The organism is Bacillus sp. AFS055030 (assembly GCF_002574545.1).
GTDB lineage: Bacteria > Bacillota > Bacilli > Bacillales > Bacillaceae_G > Gottfriedia.
The window spans coordinates 15,777-39,470 of sequence record NZ_NUGT01000021.1 but is presented as its reverse complement, the minus strand read 5'-3'; the positions used below and the strand labels follow the sequence as shown (position 1 = coordinate 39,470).

At 35.6% G+C, this 23,694-nt stretch carries 19 protein-coding genes; 2 read left to right on the top strand and 17 right to left on the bottom strand.

Annotated features, from left to right (window positions below; all coding sequences use genetic code 11):
* Positions 1-30 precede the first annotated feature (30 nt).
* From CN925_RS10190 to CN925_RS10165, 6 genes are all read right to left on the bottom strand, one after another.
* On the bottom strand, positions 31-1,398 hold the full coding sequence (locus CN925_RS10190) for a sugar phosphate nucleotidyltransferase (RefSeq protein WP_218937228.1): 1,368 nt from the start codon (positions 1,396-1,398) through the stop codon (positions 31-33).
* Between the two features lie 26 nt (positions 1,399-1,424).
* Positions 1,425-2,552: a MupG family TIM beta-alpha barrel fold protein gene (locus CN925_RS10185; RefSeq protein WP_098846151.1), complete on the bottom strand. Its 1,128-nt coding sequence runs from the start codon at positions 2,550-2,552 to the stop codon at positions 1,425-1,427.
* 35 nt (positions 2,553-2,587) lie between these two features.
* Positions 2,588-3,505: an N-acetylglucosamine kinase gene (locus tag CN925_RS10180; protein ID WP_098846150.1), complete on the bottom strand. Its 918-nt coding sequence runs from the start codon at positions 3,503-3,505 to the stop codon at positions 2,588-2,590.
* Between the two features lie 328 nt (positions 3,506-3,833).
* On the bottom strand, positions 3,834-4,817 hold the full coding sequence (locus CN925_RS10175) for a tRNA dihydrouridine synthase (RefSeq protein WP_098846149.1): 984 nt from the start codon (positions 4,815-4,817) through the stop codon (positions 3,834-3,836).
* A 122-nt stretch (positions 4,818-4,939) separates the two neighbouring features.
* Positions 4,940-6,322, bottom strand: a complete 1,383-nt coding sequence (gene rlmD, locus CN925_RS10170) for a 23S rRNA (uracil(1939)-C(5))-methyltransferase RlmD (RefSeq protein ID WP_098846148.1) — start codon at positions 6,320-6,322, stop codon at positions 4,940-4,942.
* 109 nt (positions 6,323-6,431) lie between these two features.
* The gene (locus CN925_RS10165) at positions 6,432-7,316 is read right to left on the bottom strand and encodes a diacylglycerol kinase (RefSeq protein WP_098846147.1); all 885 of its coding nucleotides are present in this window, start codon (positions 7,314-7,316) and stop codon (positions 6,432-6,434) included.
* Between the two features lie 271 nt (positions 7,317-7,587).
* Here CN925_RS10165 and CN925_RS10160 point away from each other — a divergent pair, with 271 nt between their 5' ends.
* Complete coding sequence (locus tag CN925_RS10160; RefSeq protein WP_098846146.1) at positions 7,588-8,055, top strand: formate/nitrite transporter family protein; 468 nt, start codon at positions 7,588-7,590, stop codon at positions 8,053-8,055.
* Positions 8,056-8,114: 59 nt separating this feature from the next.
* Here the strand turns inward: CN925_RS10160 and gatB are convergent, their stop codons facing one another.
* The 9 genes from gatB to pcrB all read right to left on the bottom strand — a co-directional run bounded on the left by gatB (position 8,115) and on the right by pcrB (position 20,279).
* On the bottom strand, positions 8,115-9,545 hold the full coding sequence (gene gatB / locus CN925_RS10155) for an Asp-tRNA(Asn)/Glu-tRNA(Gln) amidotransferase subunit GatB (protein WP_098846145.1): 1,431 nt from the start codon (positions 9,543-9,545) through the stop codon (positions 8,115-8,117).
* A gap of 15 nt (positions 9,546-9,560) precedes the next feature.
* Complete coding sequence (gene gatA / locus CN925_RS10150; protein ID WP_483295186.1) at positions 9,561-11,021, bottom strand: Asp-tRNA(Asn)/Glu-tRNA(Gln) amidotransferase subunit GatA; 1,461 nt, start codon at positions 11,019-11,021, stop codon at positions 9,561-9,563.
* A gap of 8 nt (positions 11,022-11,029) precedes the next feature.
* A complete protein-coding gene (gene gatC, locus CN925_RS10145; RefSeq protein ID WP_069032659.1) occupies positions 11,030-11,320 on the bottom strand; it encodes an Asp-tRNA(Asn)/Glu-tRNA(Gln) amidotransferase subunit GatC in 291 nt (96 codons plus the stop codon).
* 281 nt (positions 11,321-11,601) lie between these two features.
* Positions 11,602-12,126: a deoxycytidylate deaminase gene (locus CN925_RS10140; RefSeq protein WP_098846143.1), complete on the bottom strand. Its 525-nt coding sequence runs from the start codon at positions 12,124-12,126 to the stop codon at positions 11,602-11,604.
* A 233-nt stretch (positions 12,127-12,359) separates the two neighbouring features.
* Positions 12,360-13,907, bottom strand: a complete 1,548-nt coding sequence (gene pruA, locus CN925_RS10135; protein ID WP_098846142.1) for an L-glutamate gamma-semialdehyde dehydrogenase — start codon at positions 13,905-13,907, stop codon at positions 12,360-12,362.
* A 202-nt stretch (positions 13,908-14,109) separates the two neighbouring features.
* A complete protein-coding gene (locus CN925_RS10130; RefSeq protein ID WP_098846141.1) occupies positions 14,110-15,312 on the bottom strand; it encodes a CamS family sex pheromone protein in 1,203 nt (400 codons plus the stop codon).
* 74 nt (positions 15,313-15,386) lie between these two features.
* Positions 15,387-17,387, bottom strand: coding sequence for an NAD-dependent DNA ligase LigA (gene ligA, locus CN925_RS10125; protein ID WP_098846140.1), 2,001 nt, complete (start codon positions 17,385-17,387; stop codon positions 15,387-15,389).
* Positions 17,388-17,403: 16 nt separating this feature from the next.
* Positions 17,404-19,581, bottom strand: a complete 2,178-nt coding sequence (pcrA, locus tag CN925_RS10120; protein WP_098846139.1) for a DNA helicase PcrA — start codon at positions 19,579-19,581, stop codon at positions 17,404-17,406.
* The gene (gene pcrB, locus CN925_RS10115) at positions 19,581-20,279 is read right to left on the bottom strand and encodes a heptaprenylglyceryl phosphate synthase (protein ID WP_098846138.1); all 699 of its coding nucleotides are present in this window, start codon (positions 20,277-20,279) and stop codon (positions 19,581-19,583) included. Before pcrB ends, pcrA begins: the two co-directional genes overlap by 1 nt.
* A gap of 221 nt (positions 20,280-20,500) precedes the next feature.
* Between pcrB and CN925_RS10110 the strand changes: the two genes are divergently transcribed.
* Positions 20,501-20,758, top strand: coding sequence for a YgaP family membrane protein (locus CN925_RS10110; protein ID WP_098846137.1), 258 nt, complete (start codon positions 20,501-20,503; stop codon positions 20,756-20,758).
* 108 nt (positions 20,759-20,866) lie between these two features.
* On the opposite strand, the gene purD is transcribed toward CN925_RS10110, so the two are convergent.
* Entirely contained in the window at positions 20,867-22,132 is a 1,266-nt protein-coding gene (purD, locus tag CN925_RS10105) for a phosphoribosylamine--glycine ligase (RefSeq protein WP_098846136.1), read from the bottom strand.
* Positions 22,133-22,151: 19 nt separating this feature from the next.
* Positions 22,152-23,687 (bottom strand): bifunctional phosphoribosylaminoimidazolecarboxamide formyltransferase/IMP cyclohydrolase, encoded by a 1,536-nt coding sequence (gene purH, locus CN925_RS10100; protein WP_098846135.1) that lies wholly within the window; start codon positions 23,685-23,687, stop codon positions 22,152-22,154.
* Positions 23,688-23,694: the final 7 nt, after the last annotated feature.

The window sequence follows — 23,694 nt, the reverse complement described above, 5'->3', positions numbered from 1 at the left end:
TGAATACCTTCTTTAATTGATTTAATAAAATTACCAACCGTACTTCTTTTCACTCCATTTTTTTATAACGAGATCTTGTTTTACGAAAACAAGACTATTTTGTTCAATATCTTTATCGATGATTGCACCTGCTCCTAACACGCTATAAGCACCTATTTTACATCCAGGCATAATAATCGTGTTCACACCAGTTCTACAATAATCACCAAGATACGCTGCATTTGAAAAATGTAAAGGTATTTCTTTCCGTCCATTTACAATGTGCTCAGTTTCCCCATCATCAAAGCGTAATGTTCCACAAACCGTTGCTGCACCGATATCCGTATAACTGCCTATTGCACCATAAAACTCGCCATAGTGGTAAAGATATACCTTATCCATTACCATTCCGCCAAGGAACTCTGCACAATGGTCGAATATACAATGCGACCCAATTGAAACTCCATCATAAATCATACAATAATTACGAATGGCAGTATGATCACCAATAACCGCATTTCCATTAAGAATCGCACCATTATCAATAATTGTATGATCACCTACAATTAGGTTACCGTGAATGACAACTCGATCACCAATTGAGGAATTCTTACCAAGCTTTACGTGACCATGAATGGTTGCATTTTCAGAAATTGTTGCACCTTCCGCTAGGTCGTTTTCTTTTAATGCATTACAAAAATGATTCACCATATATTCATTCGCTTCTAACATATGCCATGGCTTATCTATATCAAAGAAATGGCCATTACACTCAATCGCTTGTAATTTTGTTTTCTCAAGTGATATTAGAAGTGCAGCTTCGATGTATTGTTCTTTCGGAGCACCCACTCCTACTTTTACATTCGGAAAATAATCAGGCGTTCTTTTCACTTCTTCCAGTAATAACTCATCAAAAAGAAATCCTGCGAATTGATGGGTAATACTGTCGCCACGGTAGTGCGCTCCAATTGACAGAACAAATCCATCCTTTATACTCGCGCCGATCCAATTCCTTGACGACTCTTCTAATTTTTTCAACAAAACGGTAGGTTTGTTGGAACTAGCTAATTGCTCCAGATCCTTTCGTTCGACAATCGTATCGCCGTAAAGAACGAGAAACTCCTCAGTACTTGAAAGTTTCTCAACCCCTTTTACTAAACTTTCCGCACTTCCTATATTTGATTGATCTACTACAAATTTAACATTCTTTATGTCGAATAGAAGATTCTCAATTTCTCTTTGATGTTCCTCATTAACAACAACAACAATGTCTTCTATTCCCATTGCTACAATGGATTCAATATTATAACGAATTAATGGCTTACCAGCGATTTTTATTGCTGTTTTGGAGCGAACTGCGCTAAAAGGATTCATTTTACTCCCTTTGCCTGCTGCAAGAATTACTGCACTTTTTACCATTCTGATACCTCGACTATATAAATTTTTTACTTATATTCAACTAATCGAAATTTATTTTTGCCGGCTAAAAGATACGGCATTAAATCGTATGCAAAAGGATGAACAAATCCAATGACATTATGTTCAACGGATTGTCCTAAATCTTTTAATGAAATTTGTACCTCTCCCTCATATTGTGCACTTCGATTATTTAAAATAGAAACTGTATATTTCTCTCTTGGTGCACAATAGCAATGAGGTACTTTCATTCCCCTAGTATCAGTTGCACGAATGAGATTTGCCGGCTGATCAACTCTTGAAATAAGAACCTGCTCGCTTATTTTCAACTTTGTTTGCTCTGGTACATATTGATTAAAAACAACTGGAATTTCTATATAATCTTGTTTGTAGCATCTAGCCATTTCTTTGAGCTCTGTAAAATCTGCAAATGAGTCACCAATTAATACATCATTAAAACCATTTGCAAATAACTCTAGCATGGCAATATGGCTAGGCAAGAAACGGTGTTTTTCAATTGTACAAACTCCATGACCTAAGTGGTGTAAATCCTTTGGCGAAAGCTGCGAAGCGACAAATCCTCCGACTGGCACACCGAATAAAGCAAACAGATTGTTAATTGAGCGTAAGTCTTCTAAAGACAGTGCTGTATCTGGTAGAGGAAAAAAATTATGGCAAGCTGTTAATTGTTCAATATTTCCTTCTCTTTCTATTGTTTCTAAAAACTCGCGACATTCCCGTAAAGCGTTTCCATTTTGATTATCAGAAGAGGACATTGAAGCATTTACTTCTATTTGAATCCCTTGTTTATTTTTTGAAAGAAGTGCAACTTCTTCACTCGTAAATCCTCCATCAATTCGGAGTCTTGTGATGCCCATATTTTGTAACACTGTAAGGTCGGTTAATGTACAACCCAACTCATTGAAAACTTCATCATTCATATCAGCTGACACAGTCATATTAAGTTCTTTGCAGTAACAAAATAATTCATTCCAAGTTTCCGCATTTACATTTAGTGCACCTTCGAAACCATGATTATTTAAAATCAGCGAAACAAATACTTTTTTAAAACCTAATGAACTAGCCTTTGCTAAATAATCTTTAATTTGATCTAAAGGATAAAAGTTGGGATACACACTAATTCCTATTTCACGCATATTCAATCGCCATTCCTTACTATTTTTATTTTGAATTACTTGTATTTCTCGCCAATAATGATGGCACCGAAAACTGGATCATAAAGAGGTGCAGAAAGTTCAACTTGAGGTAAAGCCACACTTAACTTTTCTTTTAATGCATCGAAATACTCAGCTGATTTCGTCAGCAAACTTCCGGCCACAGATAGGCGGAAATTAATTGAACCCATTTGTCTACTAATTCCAATCACTAAACGAACCAACTTATCTAGTTGACCTTCAACAATTGAACGGGCAGCTTCATCACCTTTTACCCATGCATCTAAAACGATTGGGGTACAAGAAGCTACCTTATCTACCGGAATTGTATCTTCCATGTATAATAAATCCATAAAATCTTCCGGAGAATTCAACTTAAAATGAGCGAGCAATTTTTCGGTAAAAGATGTAGGAGCAATCACTTTGTCATACTCGTTCAAAACAGCAGCAATTGCATGTAAACCAATCTGGAAACCTCCACCCTCATCACTTATTAATCCGCCCCATCCTCCTGAGCGTAGTGTATTTCCTTTTGAATCTACTCCCATAACTATCGAACCTGTTCCGGCAATTATCAAAGCATCTTTTCTTTCTCCGTTGCCACCAACAAGAGCAATTTCCGCATCATTTACTACTTCTAGCTGGCAAGTAAAACCACTTTCTTTTAATGCATCTAAATAAATATCAATATCTTTAGGACGATCTACTCCTGCAGAACCTAGTACAAGAATCGCATTTTGTAAACGCTCTCCAAAATATGAAAATAGCGATTCATATATTTCACTAAATACTGGTATAAGCCCTTCTACACCGATGTTGTTATAATTTGACATGCCAAAATTTTGATCAAATAACGTTTCTCCATCTAGTCGTTCTTTGACCAGAACTCTCGTTTTCGTTCCTCCGCCATCCATTCCAATTATCAATCTATTCATTATGTGTTTATCCTCCCTTTCGTTGATTTCGTATGTTAAGTTATCGATTCATTCTATTTAACGTTTCTCAATTTAAAAAATGTTCATTATCTATAGTTGCATTAATTGTAAAGTAAACATTTCTCATTTACTAGGTGGATATTTTCTTCATGTAAAGGAAAAAAACCACTTATTCAATAAGAACAACTAAATTCAAGCTAAAAGATTGAGGATTGTATAATAAAAAAAGTACCCTATAGCTAGACTTTTAAAGAGTCTACTCTAGAGAGTACTTTTTTAACATCTTTACATGTACGGATAATCATTGACAACACAACGGATGTCACGTTTACAATTCAGCGATTCCATCAAGATTCTTTGACTCAAAGTTATCAAGCATTACACGTACATCATCTGTTGATTTCGTGTTCATCAATTGATTTCTTAGTTCACCAGCTCCGCGGAATCCTTTGACATAAATTTTGAAAAAGCGATGAAGCCCTGTGATTGAACGTGGCAATACATCAGCATATTGATCTTGAAGATCAAGATGTAGTCTTAAAAGATCGAGTTGTTCTTTACTACTATGCTCTTTTGGCTCTTTTTCAAAAGCAAAAGGATTTTTAAAAATGCCTCGGCCGATCATAACACCATCAATACCATATTTTTCGGCAAGCTGTAGGCCAACTTGACGATCAGGAATGTCTCCATTAATTGTTAGAAGCGTATTCGGTGCGATGCGGTCACGTAATTTTTTAATTTCCGGAATTAGCTCCCAATGTGCATCTACTTGACTCATTTCTTCTCTTGTACGTAAATGAATAGAAAGATTGGCAATATCTTGTTTAAAAATATGCGTTAACCATTCCTCCCACTCATTTACCTCCTTAAAACCGAGTCGCGTTTTCACGCTAACAGGAAGTCCACCTGCTTTTGCAGCTTGAATTAGTTCTGCAGCAACGTCAGGGCGCAGAATAAGTCCACTCCCTTTCCCTCTTGATGCCACATTCGGTACAGGGCAACCCATATTAATATCGATTCCCTTAAATCCTAGTTCTGCCATGCCAATACTCATTTGACGGAAATATTCAGGATTATCCCCCCAAATATGTGCCACTATTGGCTGTTCATCTTCTGTAAAAATCAAACGGCCACGCACACTTTTCATGCCCTCTGGATGACAATAGCTATCGGAATTTGTAAACTCTGTGAAAAATACATCCGGTCTACCCGCTTTACTCACCACATGGCGAAAAACAACGTCTGTCACATCTTCCATCGGTGCAAGTACAAAAAATGGTCGTGGTAAATCACGCCAAAAATTATCTGCCATATTTAAATTCAAATCCTCTCAATGGGCTAAAAAATTCAAACCTTTTAGCCCAAAATTAAAATTATTATCTCCGGCCAACAGCATTCTACTGTTCAAGTTACTAAAAGTCTTAGTAATGAAAATTAATTCCCTTCCTTAAGTACTAATTTCGCGACAGCTTCAACGTGATTTGTATGTGGGAACATATCTACCGGCTGTATTTCTACTGTTTTATATCCGCCGTCTTCAAGAACTCTTAAGTCTCTTGCTAATGTAGCAGGATTACATGAAACATAAACTACTTTGCTTGGCTTCATATCAATGATTGTATTTAATAAAGCCTCGTCACAACCCTTTCTTGGAGGGTCTACTACTAATACATCAGCTGTAATTCCTTGCTTGTACCAATTAGGAATAACCTCTTCAGCTTTCCCTACTTCAAATTCAACATTTGTCATTTCATTAATCATTGCATTTCGTTTCGCATCTTCAATGGCTTCAGGTACAATTTCTACACCATAAACCTTTTTAGCCTTTTGTGCTAAAAATAAAGATATTGATCCGATTCCACAATATGCATCTATAACGGTTTCACTACCGTTTAAGTCTGTATACTCGAGTGTTTTATCATATAAAACCTTAGTTTGTGTAGGATTTACTTGATAAAATGATCGTGCTGAAATTTCGAAAGTAATATTTCCAATTTTATCTTTGATTGTTTCACTTCCGTATAATACAATTGTTTGATTTCCAAGAATCACATTTGTTTTTTCATTATTTACGTTTTGAATAATGCTCGTAATTGTCGGATATTTCTTAACAATTCTAGCTATTAATTCATCTTTTTGAGCAAAGTTTACTTTATTAGTAACAAGAACTAACATTGATTCATTTGTATAGTATCCGTAACGTGCCATGATATGACGTAACTGACCTTTATGGTTAATTTCATCGTATGGCTCTATTTTTAATTCATCACAAAGATCTTTAACAGCTTGTATCATTTCATCATTTTCTTTTCCTTGAATGTAGCATTCATTCATTGGAATAATTTCATGGCTTCTTTTTTGATAGAAACCAACTACTAGTCCACCTTCAAGTTCTCCTACTGGAACTTGTGCTTTGTTACGGTAACTCCATGGATTTTCCATTCCTAATACCGGATGGATTATTACATCATCAAGTTTCCCAATTCGTTTTACAACTTCTACAACTTGTTTATGTTTTGCTTCAAGCTGGCCTTCATAGCTCATATGTTGAGTTTGACAGCCTCCACACTGATTGTAAATCGAACAGATTGGTTCTACTCGAACATCACTTTCTTTTTGGAATTCGATAATTTTACCGAAACCAAAGCCTTTGCTTGTTTTTAGCACCTTAATTTGTGCCTTTTCACCTGGAAGTGCATTTGGTACAAAGATCGGATATCCATCTACCTTTGCAACTCCATGTCCCTCATGAGTTAAATCGATAAATTCAACATCTATAAATTGATTCTTTTCTACAGGTAATACTCTTTTCGACAAGTCCCTTACCTACCTTTCAACCTTTTATTAAACCATTTCATTATACAAAATAAATAACCACGTTAACTACCGTGGTTACTTTTTCTAGTATTTACTACTATTTCACTTATTATGGTACAAAGATTTCTAGGTGATTGTAAAGCATATCGACTGTACATGGTGTTTCTCCACCATACTCACCATCAATATTTAATAGTAGTTTTTCATCAGACATAATTTTCAAATGGCTTGCTCTAGTATAAAGAACATGTTCATTTTGTACATGCTGACCTCTTAATAGCTGAGCACATACTTTAATGATTTCAGCTATATTTGATTTCTTTAATACTAATAAGTCAAATTGTCCATCATTAATGCTTGCCTCGGGTGCAATTTTTTCAAAACCACCAACAGAGTTTGTATTCGATAATAAGAACAAAAATGCTTCTTCATCAAATATTTTTCCGTCATACTCAATTTTTAATCGTGTAGGCTTAACTCTTGGTAACATTTCAATACCTTTTAAATAATACGCAAGCTGTCCTAACATTGTTTTTAGTTTACTAGGTACTTCATATGTTAATTCAGTAATTTTACCGGCAGCCAAAATATTTACAAAATATTTATCATCAACTCTTCCAATATCAAGGGGGACAGTTTGCCCATTTGTTATGACTTCAGCTGCTTCCATAATTGAAACATTCACACCGATTGCTCTAGCAAAATCATTTGTTGTCCCTACTGGGATTAATCCTAACTTTGGTCGATATTCTTGTTCTGCCAAACCACTAATGACTTCATTAAGTGTTCCATCTCCACCGCAAGCTACAACTAAATCAAATTTTCGTTCACATGCTTCTCTTGCTGCGATTGTCGCATCTCCTGCACCGGTTGTTGCATGACAAGAAGTTTCATAGCCCGCTTGCTCGAACAATTCCAAAACATCGGGAAGCTTTTTCTTGAAAATTTCGCGACCAGAAGTAGGGTTGTAGATTATTCTAGCACGTTTCATCATTAACCATCCTACTTATTTATTTAAGTTCTCTAACTTATATCCTAACCTAAAAAGTTTTTATAGTAAACTTTTTCCATTTACTTATCTATTTTTACCTATCTAAAGCATGTTCAAACCCAGAAAACCGAGATTGAAAAGTAATATTATATTATATTAAATTTATATTACATTCGTTTCTTAGCTATATTTTTCAATGGTTTTGAACAACTTAATCATTATAGTACATATTGATGATAAATACATTAAAGTAGAATTAAGGATTGATAATGAGATGGGAAACAAACCGTTCGTGAATGTAGAGTATTTTGCTCTAAAAAAGTTAAAGATTTATCGAGATAGTGTTTTGCGTTTTTTATTAAGAGCTATAATGGCTAGTATGTTTATAGGCTTCGGAGTTATAGTGGCATTTAAATCAAGTAATTTCTTTCATGCCGCGTATACACCTTTTGCTTACCCGATGGCTGTAATAACAATCACTGTCGCCATTCTTCTAATTGCATACGGTGGTGCTGACTTATTTATAGGTAACATATTTTATTTTGCCTATATTGCCGTTAGAGGAAAAATGAATTGGCTAGAGGTATTAAATTTGTGGCTTATTACTTACATTGGAAATATACTAGGTGCTGGATTTTTTTCTTTATTAATACATATATCAGGATTATATAACGACCCAACGGTAAAGTGGATTTCTTTTTGTATGCACCAGCAAGCCAACCATATTATTGAGTCATTTTAATCTCAAACAGTACAAAAAAACTACGAGCTTTATAGTTCGTAGTTTTTTTATTGAAAATCTTATCTTTTTTGAATTTCTTCCATTAAGATCTTATTTAATAGTGGTGGATTTGCTTGGCCTTTAGTCGCTTTCATCATTTGACCAACAAGGAAACCAATAGCTCGGTCCTTACCATTTTTAAAGTCTTCAATTGATTGCGGGTTCGCATCAAGTGTTTCGATAACGATTTTACGAAGAGCGCCTTCATCAGATAATTGTACTAAACCTTTTGCTTTTACAATTTCATTTGCGTCTCCGCCGTTTTCGATTAATTCAATGAATACTTTTTTCGCAATCTTAGAAGAGATTGTACCGTCTGTTATTAATTTAAGCATACTAGATAAGTTCTCAGGCGTTAAAGCAACTTCATGCAGTTCTTTTTGTGATTTATTTAAGTATGCAGAAACTTCACCCATTAACCAGTTAGATGCTAATTTTGCATCTGCACCATTATTTACTGTTTCATCGAAGAAATCAGACATTTCTTTTGTTAAAGTTAATACCATTGCATCGTATGCTGGTAAACCTAATTGCTCTACATAGCGTTTTTGACGAGCATCTGGAAGCTCTGGAATACTTTTACGAACACGTTCTTTCCACTCATCATCAATGTAAAGTTCAACTAAGTCTGGTTCTGGGAAGTAACGGTAATCATCCGATCCTTCTTTAACACGCATTAAGATTGTAGTCTTTGTAGCTTCATCGTAACGACGTGTTTCTTGTTGGATTACTCCACCAGATAATAATACTTTTTCTTGGCGAACTTGCTCGTGCTCTAGCCCTTTTTGAACGAAAGCAAATGAGTTTAAGTTCTTTAATTCGGCTTTTGTACCGAATTCCTCTTGTCCAAATGGACGTAATGAAATATTAGCATCACAACGAAGTGATCCTTCTTCCATTTTTACATCAGATACGCCACTGAATTGAATAATTGACTTAAGTTTTTCTAAATATGCATAAGCTTCTTCAGGAGTTCTCATATCCGGTTCAGAAACGATCTCAATTAATGGAGTTCCTTGACGGTTAAAGTCTACTAATGAATATCCTTCATCTGTATGATTTAACTTTCCAGCATCCTCTTCTAAATGAACGCGAGTAATACCGATTCGTTTCTTTTTGCCACCAACTTCTATTTCAATCCATCCATTTTCACCAATCGGCTTATCAAATTGAGAGATTTGGTAAGCTTTTGGATTATCAGGATAGAAGTAGTTTTTACGGTCAAACTTTGTTTCAGTTGCAATTTCACAATTTAATGCCATTGCTGCCTTCATACCAAAGTTTACAGCTTCTTCATTTAATACTGGTAACACACCTGGATAACCTAAATCAATTACACCAGTGTTTGTATTTGGTTCTGCACCAAACGCATTAGGGCTTGGTGAGAAGATTTTTGATTTTGTTTTTAATTCTACGTGTACTTCTAAACCGATTATCGTTTCAAAATTCATCTTTCCCGCGCCTCCTTATAGTTGTGGTCTTTGTTTTGTAAAGTCAGTTGCTTGCTCGTATGCATGGGCAACTCTGTAAATTGTAGACTCATCAAAATGTTTACCGATAATTTGTAATCCTAATGGAAGACCATTATGGAAACCACAAGGAACAGAAATCGCAGGTACACCCGCTAAGTTAATAGGAATCGTTAAAATATCATTTGCGTACATTGTCATTGGGTCACTTACTTTTTCGCCTACTTTAAATGCAGGAGTTGGTGTAGTTGGGCCAATAATAACATCATAGTTTTCAAATACTTTCTCGAAATCTTCTTTTATTAAAGTACGAACTTGTTGAGCTTTTTTATAGTAAGCATCATAGTAACCAGAACTTAATGCATAAGTACCTAACATGATACGACGTTTTACTTCGTCTCCGAAGCCTTCAGCTCTTGTTTTCTTATAAAGATCAATTAAGTTTTCTACATCAGCTGCACGATGACCGTAACGAATACCATCGAAACGAGCTAAGTTAGCAGATGCTTCAGATGAAGAAATTAAATAATATGTCGCTAATGCATATTTAGAATGTGGTAATGAAACCTCTTCCCATGTAGCACCTAAGCTTTCTAATAAATTTAAAGCAGCCATAACAGATGCACGAGCTTCTTCTCCAACGCCTTCACCTAAATATTCTTTCGGTACAGCGATACGAAGACCTTTTACATCACCTGTTAACGCCTTAGCGAATGAAGGGACTTCTACATTTGCTGAAGTTGAGTCATTTGCATCTAATCCTGAAATTGCTTGTAATAACAAAGCATTATCTTCTACATTTCTAGTAATTGGGCCAATTTGATCTAAAGAAGAAGCGAATGCTACTAAACCAGAACGAGATACACGACCATATGTAGGTTTTAAACCAACAACTCCACAAAATGAAGCTGGTTGACGGATTGATCCACCTGTATCAGAGCCTAAAGAGAATAATACCTCTCCAGCAGCAACTGAAGCTGCAGACCCACCGCTACTTCCGCCTGGTACGTATTCCGTATTCCAAGGATTACGAGTACCACCGAACGCAGAATTTTCATTAGATGAACCCATTGCAAATTCATCCATATTTAATTTTCCGATCGTAATGCTTTCAGCTTGTGCTAATTTCGTTACAACTGTCGCATCGTATATTGGATTGAAGTTCTCAAGAATTTTACTCGCACAAGTAGTTCGAAGACCCTTTGTAACGATATTATCTTTTACACCAATAGGCATACCAGAAAGAATTCCACGGGACTCATCCCAAGGCTTTTCATCAAGTGCTTTTGCTTGAAGGCGTGCTTGCTCTTCATTTAAAGTTAAAAATGATTTTACTTCACCATCAACTGCTGCGATTCGCTCATAAGATTCATTTACTAATTCTTCTACTTTAATCTCTTTTGATTTTAATTTGCTATGTAATTCTGAAACTGTATATTCAAATAATGACACTCTCATTTCCCCCCTTAATCCAATATTGACGGTACTTTAACTTGTCCATCTTTGTGGTCTGGTGCATTCTTCAGTACCTCTTCTATTGGTAAACCTTTACCTGGCTCATCTTTACGTAATACATTACGCATTTTTAGGACATGTGTAGTTGGTTTTACATTTGTTGTATCAAGTTCACCTAACTGCTCAGCAAAATCTAAAATTGCTCCAAGCTGTTTAGAAAACTTCTCAGCTTCTTCCTCAGTAACCGCTAAACGCGCTAAATGAGCAACGTGCTTAACTTGCTCCATTGTAATCTTTGACATTTATTTGCACCTCCATATTATTCGCACAACATACAATATACTGATAATACCAAATTTCCCATGTGTCGGGCAACATTCCACTTAAATACAAGTAAAATAATTACAGACTGTCCGCCAAACGGTCTCTTTCTTCGTTACTTCACCTAATTGAAGCTAAATGATCGTATAGGATAACTTCGCTTTTATTAGATTAAATGAACCTCGAAAGACATTCGCTTTCAAACAGTCTGTACACACATTCCTACATATAATCAAACGTTTGTTTAAATTTGGACTAAAATTTATTCGGCAGGGATTCTTGTCAGTTCAATTCCATATTTTTTAAAATACTCAATTGAATAATCATCCGGATAGCCTACATTATAGACAACTCTAGTAATCCCCGCTCCATTTATCATTTTTGCACAAGCTCGACACGGTGCAGTTGTACAATAGATTGTCCATTTATCACCTTTCGTTTTTTGAATTCCGGATTGTACTAATTGATAAATTGCATTTTCTTCAGCATGGAAAGCATCACAAGGATACTGATCTGAGTATTTACCACTATCTATTAAACCTTCTTGACGAGCAGCAAAGCGAGGACACCCCCCATCAATACAATGCTTAGCTCCTTTTGGATATCCATTATACCCAGAAGCAATTATTCGATTATCACTAACAATAACTGCTCCTACCCTTCTACTTCCGCAAGTTGAACGAAGAGAAGTTATAAATGCTTGTCCTAAAAAATAAGAGTCCCAATCATCACGAGTTCCTAATGGTATTGAATCTACTAATTGAATAATTCTCTGTAAAATTTGCATGGTATCCCTTCTCTCTGTTCTCAATCGTTATGATAAAATTATAGCATAATAATATAAGGAAAGGTTTAGATAGTGAAGTAGTGAAATAAGAAGAAAAGCATAAAATTCATACGCTCTTTTTTTAATTGATCATAATAGCAAATAAATACAAAGAAAACCCCACAAAGAATGAATATTCTCTGTGGGGTTTCTTCTATATAAAGGATGTCTAAAACAAACCTTTACTCTATTAATTAAAGCATTTCTGAAGTTGTTTTACCTTGCATGTGAAGAACTAGGTAGTCTGGTCCACCTGCTTTAGAGTCAGTACCTGACATGTTGAATCCACCAAATGGTTGGTAACCAACGATTGCACCAGTACATCCACGGTTGAAGTATAAGTTACCAGCGTGGAAATCTTCACGTGCTTTTTCGATGTTTGCACGGTTGTTAGAGATAACAGCACCTGTTAAACCGTATTCAGTGTTGTTAGCAATTTCTAAAGCATGATCAAAGTCATTAGCTTTGCAGAATGCTACAACTGGTCCAAAGATTTCTTCTTTCATTAAACGAGAATCTTCAGCAACGTCAGCAACGATTGTTGGTTTGATGAACCAACCAGTAGAATCGTCTCCTTCTCCACCTGTTACTACACGGCCTTCTTCACGTCCGATTTGAACGTAGCTCATTACTTTATTGAATGCAGCTTGGTCATTAACTGGACCCATGTAAGTTGAACGATCTTCTGGGTTTCCTACAGTTAATTCGTTTGTTAATTCGATTGCACGAGCAAGAACTTGATCATACACATCTTGGTGAATTACTGCACGAGAACATGCTGAACATTTTTGACCAGAGAATCCGAATGCAGATGTAACGATTGATTTAGCAGCTAATTCTAAATCAGCTTCTTTATCAACTACGATTGTGTCTTTACCGCCCATTTCAGCGATAACACGTTTTAACCAGATTTGACCTGGGTTAACTTTTGCAGCGCGCTCATAAATACGGATACCTACTTCTTTAGAACCAGTAAAGCTGATGAAACGAGTGCGTGGGTGATCAACTAAGTAATCTCCTACTTCAGCACCACTACCTGGTACGAAGTTTACTACTCCAGCAGGTAATCCAGCTTCTTCTAATACTTCTAAGAATTTGTAAGCAACTACTGGAGTTGTACTTGCTGGTTTTAATAGTACAGTGTTACCTGTTACTACAGCAGCTACAGTTGTTCCAGCCATAATTGCAAATGGGAAGTTCCAAGGAGAGATTACAACACCAACTCCTAATGGAATGTAGTTGAAACGGTTATATTCACCAGGACGGCTTTCAACAGGAATTCCGTCTTTTAATTGTAACATTTGACGAGCATAGAACTCTAAGAAATCAATTGCTTCAGCTGTATCAGCATCAGCTTCATTCCAAGGTTTACCAGCTTCTTTCGTTAATAAAGCTGAGAATTCGTGTTTACGACGACGAATAATTGCAGCCGCACGGAATAAGATGTCAGCACGAACTTCAGGCTTAACTTTTCTCCATGTATTAAAAGTTGTATCAGCAACTTGCATAGCTTTTTCAGCTAATTCACGGCTTGCTTTAGATACAGAACCAATAACTTCTTTGTGATTTGAAGGATTTACAGATACGATTTGTTCTTCTGTAAAGATACGCTCTCCACCAATGATTAGTGGATATTTTTCACCTAAATATGATGAAACTAGTGCTAATCCTTGTTTGTATTGTTCTTGATTTTCCTCTAAGCCAAAGTTAGTAAATGGCTCATGTTTGTAAGGTATAACCATTGAATAAATCCCCCTTTAGTTTGAAAATAGCAATAACTGTAACCGTTTTTCTATCAGTGTTTTCAGTCAATTGCTAGTAGAATTATCTACTGTATAAAAAACTCACATTTACATAATACAATATTCCTATATTTTCTTCAAATATGAAACGCTTACAGATTCTTCCGTAACATAGAAAAAAGGAAGAGTTGTCCTCTTCCTTTTAGTTATAAATATGCACACTAGGTTCTTTAGCATCTACTTCTTTTACGATAAGTGCTTCCTGTCCATTTGTTGAGAATATATTCGTCTCAACCTTTAAGTATGAAGGGAAATGGTCCATCATAAGTCCCGCTACATATTGCGTAAAAGCTATGACTTCTGCCTTACCATAAAACTGCATAGGTATATCAATTTTTAGTTGTATTAATTCATTATCCTTATAAAAACCAGTGCCTACAACACCTGTATAATTCGGAAAATAATTTTCTATATCGGATTTAAAGTTAACCATTTTCATCGCATCATCTCGGTGATCTGCAGTTGCAGCAGCTGAAGGGAATAAATAGTACTTCTCATTAATTTTATCCCAATTACTAATCGAAAAGTCATTTCCGGAAACTGAAGTCATAGCAACATAGTTTCCAGGTACTACAGATGATTGACTTTGCTGACGGAAAATAGCAAATGTAATCGGTATATCTTTAAATTCGTCCATTTTTCGAACTCGCGTCAAAATTTCTTGAGCGATCGCTTTACCTTGTTTAATCATTTCATCTTGAGGAATTTTAAGCTCTCTTGGATAGCCATGTTCCTCTTGATAATAATAAACAGAGTTCATTGCTAAACCAATTGCTACTCCCTCAACTTTAACTTCTTTCCCATCCTTTTTTAGATAATCCTGCTCTAAAATAGAATTTAAAAAAATCGGAGCTTGTTTAGCCTTTTCATCTTCAGTAAGATTTTTTGTGTCTGTTTGAATTGGATTCAAACCATCATTTGTAATCGAATTCTTTTTTAAATTTGCTTTTACAAGTGCATCTTGTTTTTGTTTAAATTGTGATGGAGTGTACTTCCTTTTTAGCCAAGATTCCACTGTTTTTTTACTTAATAATTGTCCTTCTTGATACAAGTAATCTTTTGTTGAATATTGCTCTTGTACAATTCGCATTAAACCTAATTCAAATTCACTAATATCTAGTCTATTATCAATATTTGCAACGACAGCACCCCTTGTATTACTCGGCTTAAACGGAAGTATTGTCTTGTAGTAATCATTTGAAATTGAATAACGGGGTATGATTGCGTCTTCCCCTTTTTTGTTACTGCCCTCTTGTACAACCTTATCTTCATTCTTTATTGATAATGAACAGCCAGATAAGATGAGCGAAAAACAACATAGGAGCATTCCTAATGGTTTTTTCATCTAACTCACACCTTCTACTTATTAAGCGAACGAACTAATACCTCATTAATCCGCCCTCTAATTGATTGAATTTATTATTGTGGTTGAAGCTCTTTAATCATTCTCTCTTCATCCCAAATCTCGATATTTAATTTACGTGCAGCGTCTAATTTCGATCCAGCTGCCTCACCTGCAATGACTAAATCAGTACTCTTACTAACACTTCCTGCTACTTTTGCACCAAGTGCTTCTAATTGCTTCTTCGCCTCACTTCTAGTCATCTGTTCTAGCTTACCAGTTAATACTACTGTTTTACCAGCAAAAAGAGAATCCAAATTCATATTTTCTACTTGAATCCCTTTATATTCAGTATTTACTCCAACTGTTTTAAAGGTTGCAATAAGTTCTTTTACTTCGTCTTGTGAAAAGTAATCATTTATTGATTGCGCCATTTTAGAACCAATTTCATTAACTCCGGTTATTTCCTCAACCGTCGCTTCCATTAATCGATCAATTGTTTGGAAATGTTGTGCTAATGTCTTTGCAGCTTTAGCTCCTACATGACGAATGCCTAGTCCAAATAATAATTTTTCAAGTGAATTTTGTTTAGAAGATTGAATTGCAGAAATTAATTTATCCGCTGACTTTTCTCCAAATCGTTCTAGAGATAATAATTGTTCTTTCGTTAGAAGATACAGATCTGTAAAAGTCTTAATTAAATTAGCATCAAATAATTGTGATACTACTCTTTCGCCTAAACCTTCGATATTCATTGCATCACGGGACGCAAAATGAATTAATCCTTCACGAATTTGAGATGGACAGAAAGGATTTACACATCGTAGTGCAACTTCACCTGCCACTCTTATTAACTCATGCTCACATGAAGGGCAGTGAGTTGGCATAGAAAAAGGCTGTTCATCACCAGTACGACGATCTAATAGAACATTCACAACTTCAGGAATAATATCTCCAGCCTTGCGAATAACGACTGAATCACCAATTCGAATATCTTTTTCTTTAATTAAATCTTCATTATGAAGCGATGCACGTTTTACTACAGTACCTGCAACACGAACAGGCTCTAAAATTGCAGTTGGTGTCACTACACCTGTACGCCCTACACTTAATTCGATATCTACTAATTTTGTAACTACCTCTTCAGCAGGGAATTTATATGCAATAGCCCATCTTGGTACTTTAGCTGTTGAACCTAGCTTTTTCTGAATGCTATATTCATCCACTTTTATGACAATTCCATCAATCTCATAAGGTAATGACGGTCTCTTTTCTTTCCATTCATGAACGTATTCAATTACTTCTTCAATTGTGTGGCATGTTTTGCGGAAAGTATTTGTTTTAAATCCAAGTTTGTGAAGATAGTCTAGTGCTTCGCTATGCTTTTGAATTGAAAACTCCTCAGCTGTAGGGAATCCATAAACAAAGAACGATAAATCTCGTTTAGCAACAATTTTCGGGTCAAGTTGGCGTAATGAACCAGCCGCTGCATTTCTTGGATTTGCAAATAGTTCTTCCCCATTCTTTTCACGCGATTCATTAACCTTTTCGAAGCTAGCTTTTGGCATGAATGCTTCACCACGAGCTTCTATTGTAACTGGCTCTGAAAGTCTTAATGGTATTGCTTTAATTGTCTTTAAATTATGCGTAATGTCTTCTCCAACTGTACCATCACCACGAGTTGCACCTTTGACAAACAATCCATTTTCATATTGAAGTGAAACGGCTAAGCCGTCTATTTTTAGTTCACAAACATAAGAAACGCGAGCTGAATCCTGTCTTATTCTTTGGTCAAAGTCTCTCAAATCTTCTTCATTAAACGCATTTCCTAGGCTCAACATTGGATGACTGTGAACGACTTTTTCGAACAGATCAATTGCCTGTCCACCTACACGTTGAGATGGAGAATCTGGTGTTATGATAGTAGGATATTGTTCTTCTAATCCAATTAATTCATGTAATAATGAGTCATACTCGGCATCCGGCACAGATGGCTGGTCTAACACATAGTACTCATAGTTGTATTGATTTAATTTTGTTCTTAGTTCTTCAACTTTATCAATGATTTTTTGATCCAAGAGCTCTCCATCCCTTCTATGCTTTCGTAATTGGAGCAAATTTTGCTAATAACCGCTTAATACCAACAGGACTTGGGAATGCAATATCTAACTCCATTGCTTCGCCTTCTCCTTTTACACTCACAACTGTACCAATTCCCCATTTACCATGAGAAGCTTTATCTCCAACTCTCCAACCAAGTGACTCGCCACCCGTTGTTTTCATTGCTACTACTGGTCTCGATACAGCACGGCGCTCAGTTACTACTTTCTTATTTGCACGATCTAAAAGTTCATCAGGAATTTCATTAATAAAGCGAGATTCTTGGTTTATACTTGTACGCCCATAAAGTGTACGTGTTTGAGCATTTGTAATGTATAACTCCTTTTCCGCACGTGTTATACCTACATATGCTAATCTTCTTTCTTCTTCCATTTCTTCTTCGTCCATTAAAGATCGGCTATGAGGGAAAATACCTTCTTCCAAACCTATTAGAAAGACAACTGGGAACTCTAATCCTTTTGCAGAATGAAGCGTCATAAGGATAACTTCATCTGTTTGTGACTCTTCTTTGTCCGCTTGATCGATATCAGAAACTAAGGCTAAATCAGTTAAAAATGATACTAAACTTTTATCTTCACTACTTTCTTCAAAAGCATTTGTAACAGTTAAAAACTCTTCAATATTTTCGATTCTAGAAGCAGATTCAATTGTATTTTCATCTTTTAACATTTGGATATAGCCTGTTTTATCAAGTACTTCTTCAACTAGTTCAGTTACTGATAAATAATCTAGCATCTGTTGCCAGTTTTTTGTCATAGCATGGAAATCTCCAACTGCTTTCGTAATTTTCCCACTTAATCCAACGAAATCTATTTGCTCTAAAGTATCAGATAAAGATAAGTCATTCATTATGCTATAGTTAATAATTTTATCTACAGATGCCGCTCCGACGCCACGTTTTGGTACATTAATAATTCTTGAAAAACTGATTTCATCATCAGGATTGGCAATAAACCTTAAGTAAGCAAGTACATCTTTAATCTCTTTACGATCATAGAACTTTACTCCGCCGACCATTTTATAAGGAATATTAGACTTAACTAAAACTTCCTCCATTGCACGTGATTGTGCATTTGTACGATATAGAATTGCAACATCGCCATATTGACGAACGCCTTCTTTTTTCCACTGTGCAAGCTTACCAGCTACGAAATAGCCTTCATCTTGTTCGGAAGCAGCTCTAAAATAATGAATCGGCGTACCTTGTCCATTTTCTGTCCATAGCTTTTTTGCTTTACGATTCGAATTATTCGTAATCACTGCGTTAGCTGCATCAAGTATCGTTTGAGTCGAACGATAGTTTTGTTCTAACAGAATAACTTGTGCTTTTTCGTAATCTTTTTCGAATGAAAGGATATTAGAAATATCTGCTCCACGCCAGCGATAAATTGATTGATCAGAATCACCTACAACGCAAATATTTTTGAATTGCTCTGCAAGTAATTTTACAATTTTATATTGAGCGTGGTTTGTGTCTTGATACTCATCCACGTGAATATATTGAAATTTTCGTTGATAATATTGTAGTACTTCTGGAACACGTTCAAATAAATTGATTGTCATCATAATTAAATCATCGAAGTCTAAAGAATGATTTTTGCGTAGTCGATCTTGATAAGATGCATAAATTTCTCCAACAACTTTTTCATAAGGAGTAAAAGCATCTCTTGTATAATCAGCAGCAGTTTGTAGTTCATTTTTTGCACTACTAATCGTCCCTAAAATACTACGTGGATCAAATTTCTTAGAATCTAAGTTTTTCTCTTTAAGAATATTTTTTATGACTGTTAATTGGTCAGATGTATCTAAAATAGAAAAGCTTCTATTGAAGCCAATTCGATCAATATCTCTACGAAGGATCCTTACACACATTGAGTGAAATGTCGAAACCCAAATATCCTCTGCATCTTTTCCAACTAGATTAAAAATACGCTCTTGCATCTCTCTAGCTGCTTTATTTGTAAATGTAATCGCAAGTATATTCCAAGGAGCTACACCTTTTTCGCCTAATAAATACGCAATTCGATGTGTTAGTACTCGAGTTTTACCTGAACCTGCTCCAGCCATAATTAATAAAGGACCATCAACCGTTTTAACGGCTTCTTTTTGCATTGGATTTAAACCTTGCAATAATTCTTCTGCTGTTTTCATTACTTCGTCGCTCCTTCTCTCACAGCTTTCACAGTAAGTAAAGCCTCTTGTAAGTTATCATAGATAATGTTCCCAACAACAATCGTATCAGCAAATTGCTTCATCTCAATTGCTTGTTGAGCTGATGAAATTCCTCCACCATAGAATAATTTCGTATTGTTTAATACTTTTGATACTTCTTCTACCACCTGTGGTGAACCATAGATGCCGCTATATTCTAAATAAAATATCGGTAATTTTAATAATTGCTCAGAAACTTCCGCATAAGCGACAATATCTTCGATTGAAAGATCTGTCACTGCACTTGTCTGCTTTGCGGCCTTACAATTTTCATTTAATATGCAATAACCTTCCATTACCAATTCTTCAGCATGAACTAAATGTGCGAATTCTTTCATTGCCTGTTGATGCATTCCGACAATCCACTTTGGGTCATTGCTATTTAATACTGTCGGGATAAAATAAAAATCATAACCAGGAGTTACGGCTTCTAGATTTGATACTTCTAAAATACATGGTACTGCGTAACGTCTTATTCTAACAAGAAGTGATATCGTAGCATCTAACGTTACACCGTCCGTTCCACCAACTAAAATTGCATCCGTTCCTGATTCACAAATTTTTTCTAAATCATCATCAGTGATTTCTTTGTTTGGATCTAATTTAAATATGTGATTCCATTGTGAATAATCGTACATTTTGTCCTCCGAAATTGTTTTTTTCATTAATTTATCTATATCTATTAAGTATTTTTATCAAAAATATAAATGTATTGTATCTTACTTAAAAAGGAAAAGTAACCCTACGTCCCCATTTTAAGTAACTAATACTAATTGTTTCCTATGATAATGAAACAATTAGAGGGAAAAATGGTAAAGAGTGATGTAGTCACTGATACTTATTATAAGGGGAGTTACTGTTGAGACCAAATATTAGCATAATCAATGCACTTATACGTATAACTGCTGGCTTTACACTCTTAGCTTACGGCACAGCTAAACTTACACGCAGAAGATGTAGTAATTCTGTCATTATTTTGATCATAATCGGTGCCATGAAAGTTGCAGAGGGAATATTACGTTTTTGCCCAATGACTGCACTAGGTAAGAAATGTAAGGTTATGGCAGATAAACACAACGAGGAAGATCCATTCGAAGATTACATTCAACCTTCATAGAGTAGTTTATCAAAAATGGAGTAGATTGTATAGACAAAACAGAACACCAGTTCTTATTCCAACAAGAAAAAAGGTCGCCATTGAACATTAATGACGACCTTTATCTTATTAATTATTTACTTTAATTGCTTTATGTCCTATATCGTGGCGATAGAATAAGCCAGTTGATTGAATCGTATCAATTTGCTTATAAACATTTTCGCAAGCTGCATTAATTGAGCTTCCTTTATGTGCAATAATTAAAACTCTTCCACCATTTGTAACATATTCATTATTTTCAAGTTTTGTACCTGCGTGGAAAACCATTGTTTCTTCACTTACATTATTTAATCCAGTGATTACTGCGCCTTTTTCAGGAACTTCAGGATATCCATTTGCAGCAAGCACAACTCCAACTACAGCTTCTTCTGACCACTCTAATTGGATTTCTTCTTCATTTAATATCCCTAATAAGACTTCAGCTAAATCACTTTCTAAACGTGGTAATACAACTTCAGTTTCTGGATCCCCAAATCTTGCATTAAACTCGATTACTTTAGGTCCCTGGCTTGTTAACATTAAACCTGCATATAGGATTCCAGTGAAATGTCTTCCTTCAGAAATCATTGCTTCTGCAACTGGGATGACTATTTCTTTTAAAGATTGTTCTACAACTGACTCTGAGATTTGTGGTACTGGAGAATAAGCACCCATACCACCTGTATTAGGTCCTTTGTCTCCATCATAAGCACGTTTATGGTCTTGAGCGATTACCATCGGATAAACCTTATTCCCGTTAACAAACGACATTAGCGAGAATTCTTCGCCCTCTAAATATTCTTCGATTACTACAGATGCACTTGCATCGCCGTACTTTTCATCTAGTAGCATGTCATGAAGACTTATGATTGCTTCTTCAACTGTCATCGCTACAACTACACCTTTACCAGCTGCTAATCCATCAGCTTTAATTACAATTGGTGCACCAACTTTTTCAACATATGCTTTTGCATCCTCAAATTGAGTAAATGTTTCATATGCTGCAGTAGGTATAGCGTATTTTTTCATTAAATCCTTTGTAAAGCTTTTACTTCCTTCAATAATTGCCGCTTCCTTAGTTGGACCAAAAATCTTTAAATTAGCAGCGCGAAAATCATTTACAATTCCGTTCATTAAAGGAACTTCAGGACCAACGATTGTTAAATCAATTTCTTCCTTCTTTGCAAATGCAATAAGTGCTTCATGGTCACTTTCATCAATATTGACAAGTGTTGCAACATCAATCATCCCATCGTTTCCTGGAGCAACAAATACATCTGTTACATTCTCCGATTGATTTACCTTCCAAGCAATTGTATGCTCACGGCCTCCGCGACCAATGACTAATACTTTCATCTTGTCATCTCCTTATTTCTTAATGTTTAAAGTGACGAACCCCTGTAAAGACCATTGCAATGCCATATTCATCAGCTTTTTTAATTGAATCTTCATCTTTGATTGATCCGCCTGGTTGAATAATTGCAGTAATACCAGCTTTAGCCGCTGCTTCTACTGTGTCATTCATAGGGAAAAATGCATCTGAAGCTAATGCTGAGCCAATTGATTTTTCGCCAGCTTGTTCAATTGCAATTTTTGCAGCTCCAACGCGATTCATTTGACCTGCGCCAACACCGATTGTCATATGATCTTTTGCTAAAACAATTGCATTTGATTTAACATGCTTTACAACTTTCCAGCCTAATTTTAAGTTCTCCCACTCTTCTTCAGTTGGTTGACGTTTTGTAGGAACTGTAATTTGAGCATCATCTAATCCAAACGTATCCATATCTTGACGTAATAAGCCACCATGAACTGTCGTTAATTTAGGTGCAAACGTAGGTTTAGTTTCTAAGTCTACTGTTAATAAACGTAAGTTCTTTTTACTAGTTAAGATTTCTAAAGCCTCTTCACTGAATGAAGGAGCGATAATAATTTCTAAGAATAATTCGTGCATTTTCTTAGCTGTTGCAGCATCAACTTCACGGTTTGTCGCAATAATTCCTCCAAAAATTGAAACTGGATCAGCAGTATAAGCACGATCATAAGCTTCTTCAATTGTCGTTCCTTCTCCTACTCCACAAGGATTCATATGTTTTACAGCGACAACAGCCGGATTTGAGAATTCGCGTACAATATTTAAGGCTTCATTAGCGTCATTAATATTATTATAAGAAAGCTCTTTACCATGTAATTGCTCCGCATAAGCAATAGAAGAAACTGTTGGCATTGGAGCACGATAGAATGTTGCTTTTTGGTGTGGATTTTCACCATATCGTAAAGATTGTTTTAATTCGTAAGTAACAGTATAGCTTTCAGGATTTTCTTCTCCTACTTGCTCTGTTAAATAATTAGAAATTAGTGAATCATAAGCTGCAGTGTGACGGAAAACTTTAGCAGCTAATCGACGGTTCGTTTCAATCGAAACTGTATTATTTTCAGCTAACTCAGCTAAAATTACTTCATAATCTGTCGGGTCAACTACTACCGATACAAACTCATGGTTTTTAGCTGCTGAACGAAGCATTGTAGGTCCACCGATATCGATATTTTCAATTGCATCTTCAAATGTAACATCAGGCTTCATGATTGTTTCTTTAAACGGATATAAATTTACACAAACTAAATCGATTGGCTGAATACCTAACTCGTTCATTTGACGCATATGTTCTTCATTTGAACGAACTCCTAGTAAACCTCCGTGAATTGAAGGGTGTAATGTTTTTACACGACCGTCCATAATTTCTGGAAAGTTAGTTACTTCTGAAATACCAATTACATTTAATCCAGCATCTTTTAATAAATTAAAAGTTCCACCTGTTGAAATAACTTCAAAATCATGTTTAATTAATCCACTTACGAATTCAATAATTCCTTGTTTATCTGAAACACTAACTAAAGCTCGTTTTTTCACGATCCAT

What these genes read in the sequence shown, in the direction of transcription:
- CN925_RS10160 (WP_098846146.1), top strand. Translation starts at nt 7,588, where the DNA reads ATGGGAAACAAACCGTTCGTGAATGTAGAGTATTTTGCTCTAAAAAAG.
- pcrA (WP_098846139.1), bottom strand. Translation starts at nt 19,581, where the DNA reads ATGAAAACAGCAGAAGAATTATTGCAAGGTTTAAATCCAATGCAAAAA.
- CN925_RS10190 (WP_218937228.1), bottom strand. Translation starts at nt 1,398, where the DNA reads ATGGTAAAAAGTGCAGTAATTCTTGCAGCAGGCAAAGGGAGTAAAATG.
- CN925_RS10165 (WP_098846147.1), bottom strand. Translation starts at nt 7,316, where the DNA reads ATGATGAAACGTGCTAGAATAATCTACAACCCTACTTCTGGTCGCGAA.
- CN925_RS10130 (WP_098846141.1), bottom strand. Translation starts at nt 15,312, where the DNA reads ATGAAAAAACCATTAGGAATGCTCCTATGTTGTTTTTCGCTCATCTTA.
- CN925_RS10185 (WP_098846151.1), bottom strand. Translation starts at nt 2,552, where the DNA reads ATGCGTGAAATAGGAATTAGTGTGTATCCCAACTTTTATCCTTTAGAT.
- gatC (WP_069032659.1), bottom strand. Translation starts at nt 11,320, where the DNA reads ATGTCAAAGATTACAATGGAGCAAGTTAAGCACGTTGCTCATTTAGCG.
- pcrB (WP_098846138.1), bottom strand. Translation starts at nt 20,279, where the DNA reads ATGTACGATTATTCACAATGGAATCACATATTTAAATTAGATCCAAAC.
- gatB (WP_098846145.1), bottom strand. Translation starts at nt 9,545, where the DNA reads ATGAATTTTGAAACGATAATCGGTTTAGAAGTACACGTAGAATTAAAA.
- gatA (WP_483295186.1), bottom strand. Translation starts at nt 11,021, where the DNA reads ATGAGAGTGTCATTATTTGAATATACAGTTTCAGAATTACATAGCAAA.
- pruA (WP_098846142.1), bottom strand. Translation starts at nt 13,907, where the DNA reads ATGGTTATACCTTACAAACATGAGCCATTTACTAACTTTGGCTTAGAG.
- purD (WP_098846136.1), bottom strand. Translation starts at nt 22,132, where the DNA reads ATGAAAGTATTAGTCATTGGTCGCGGAGGCCGTGAGCATACAATTGCT.
- CN925_RS10175 (WP_098846149.1), bottom strand. Translation starts at nt 4,817, where the DNA reads ATGGCAGATAATTTTTGGCGTGATTTACCACGACCATTTTTTGTACTT.
- CN925_RS10140 (WP_098846143.1), bottom strand. Translation starts at nt 12,126, where the DNA reads ATGCAAATTTTACAGAGAATTATTCAATTAGTAGATTCAATACCATTA.
- CN925_RS10180 (WP_098846150.1), bottom strand. Translation starts at nt 3,505, where the DNA reads ATGAATAGATTGATAATTGGAATGGATGGCGGAGGAACGAAAACGAGA.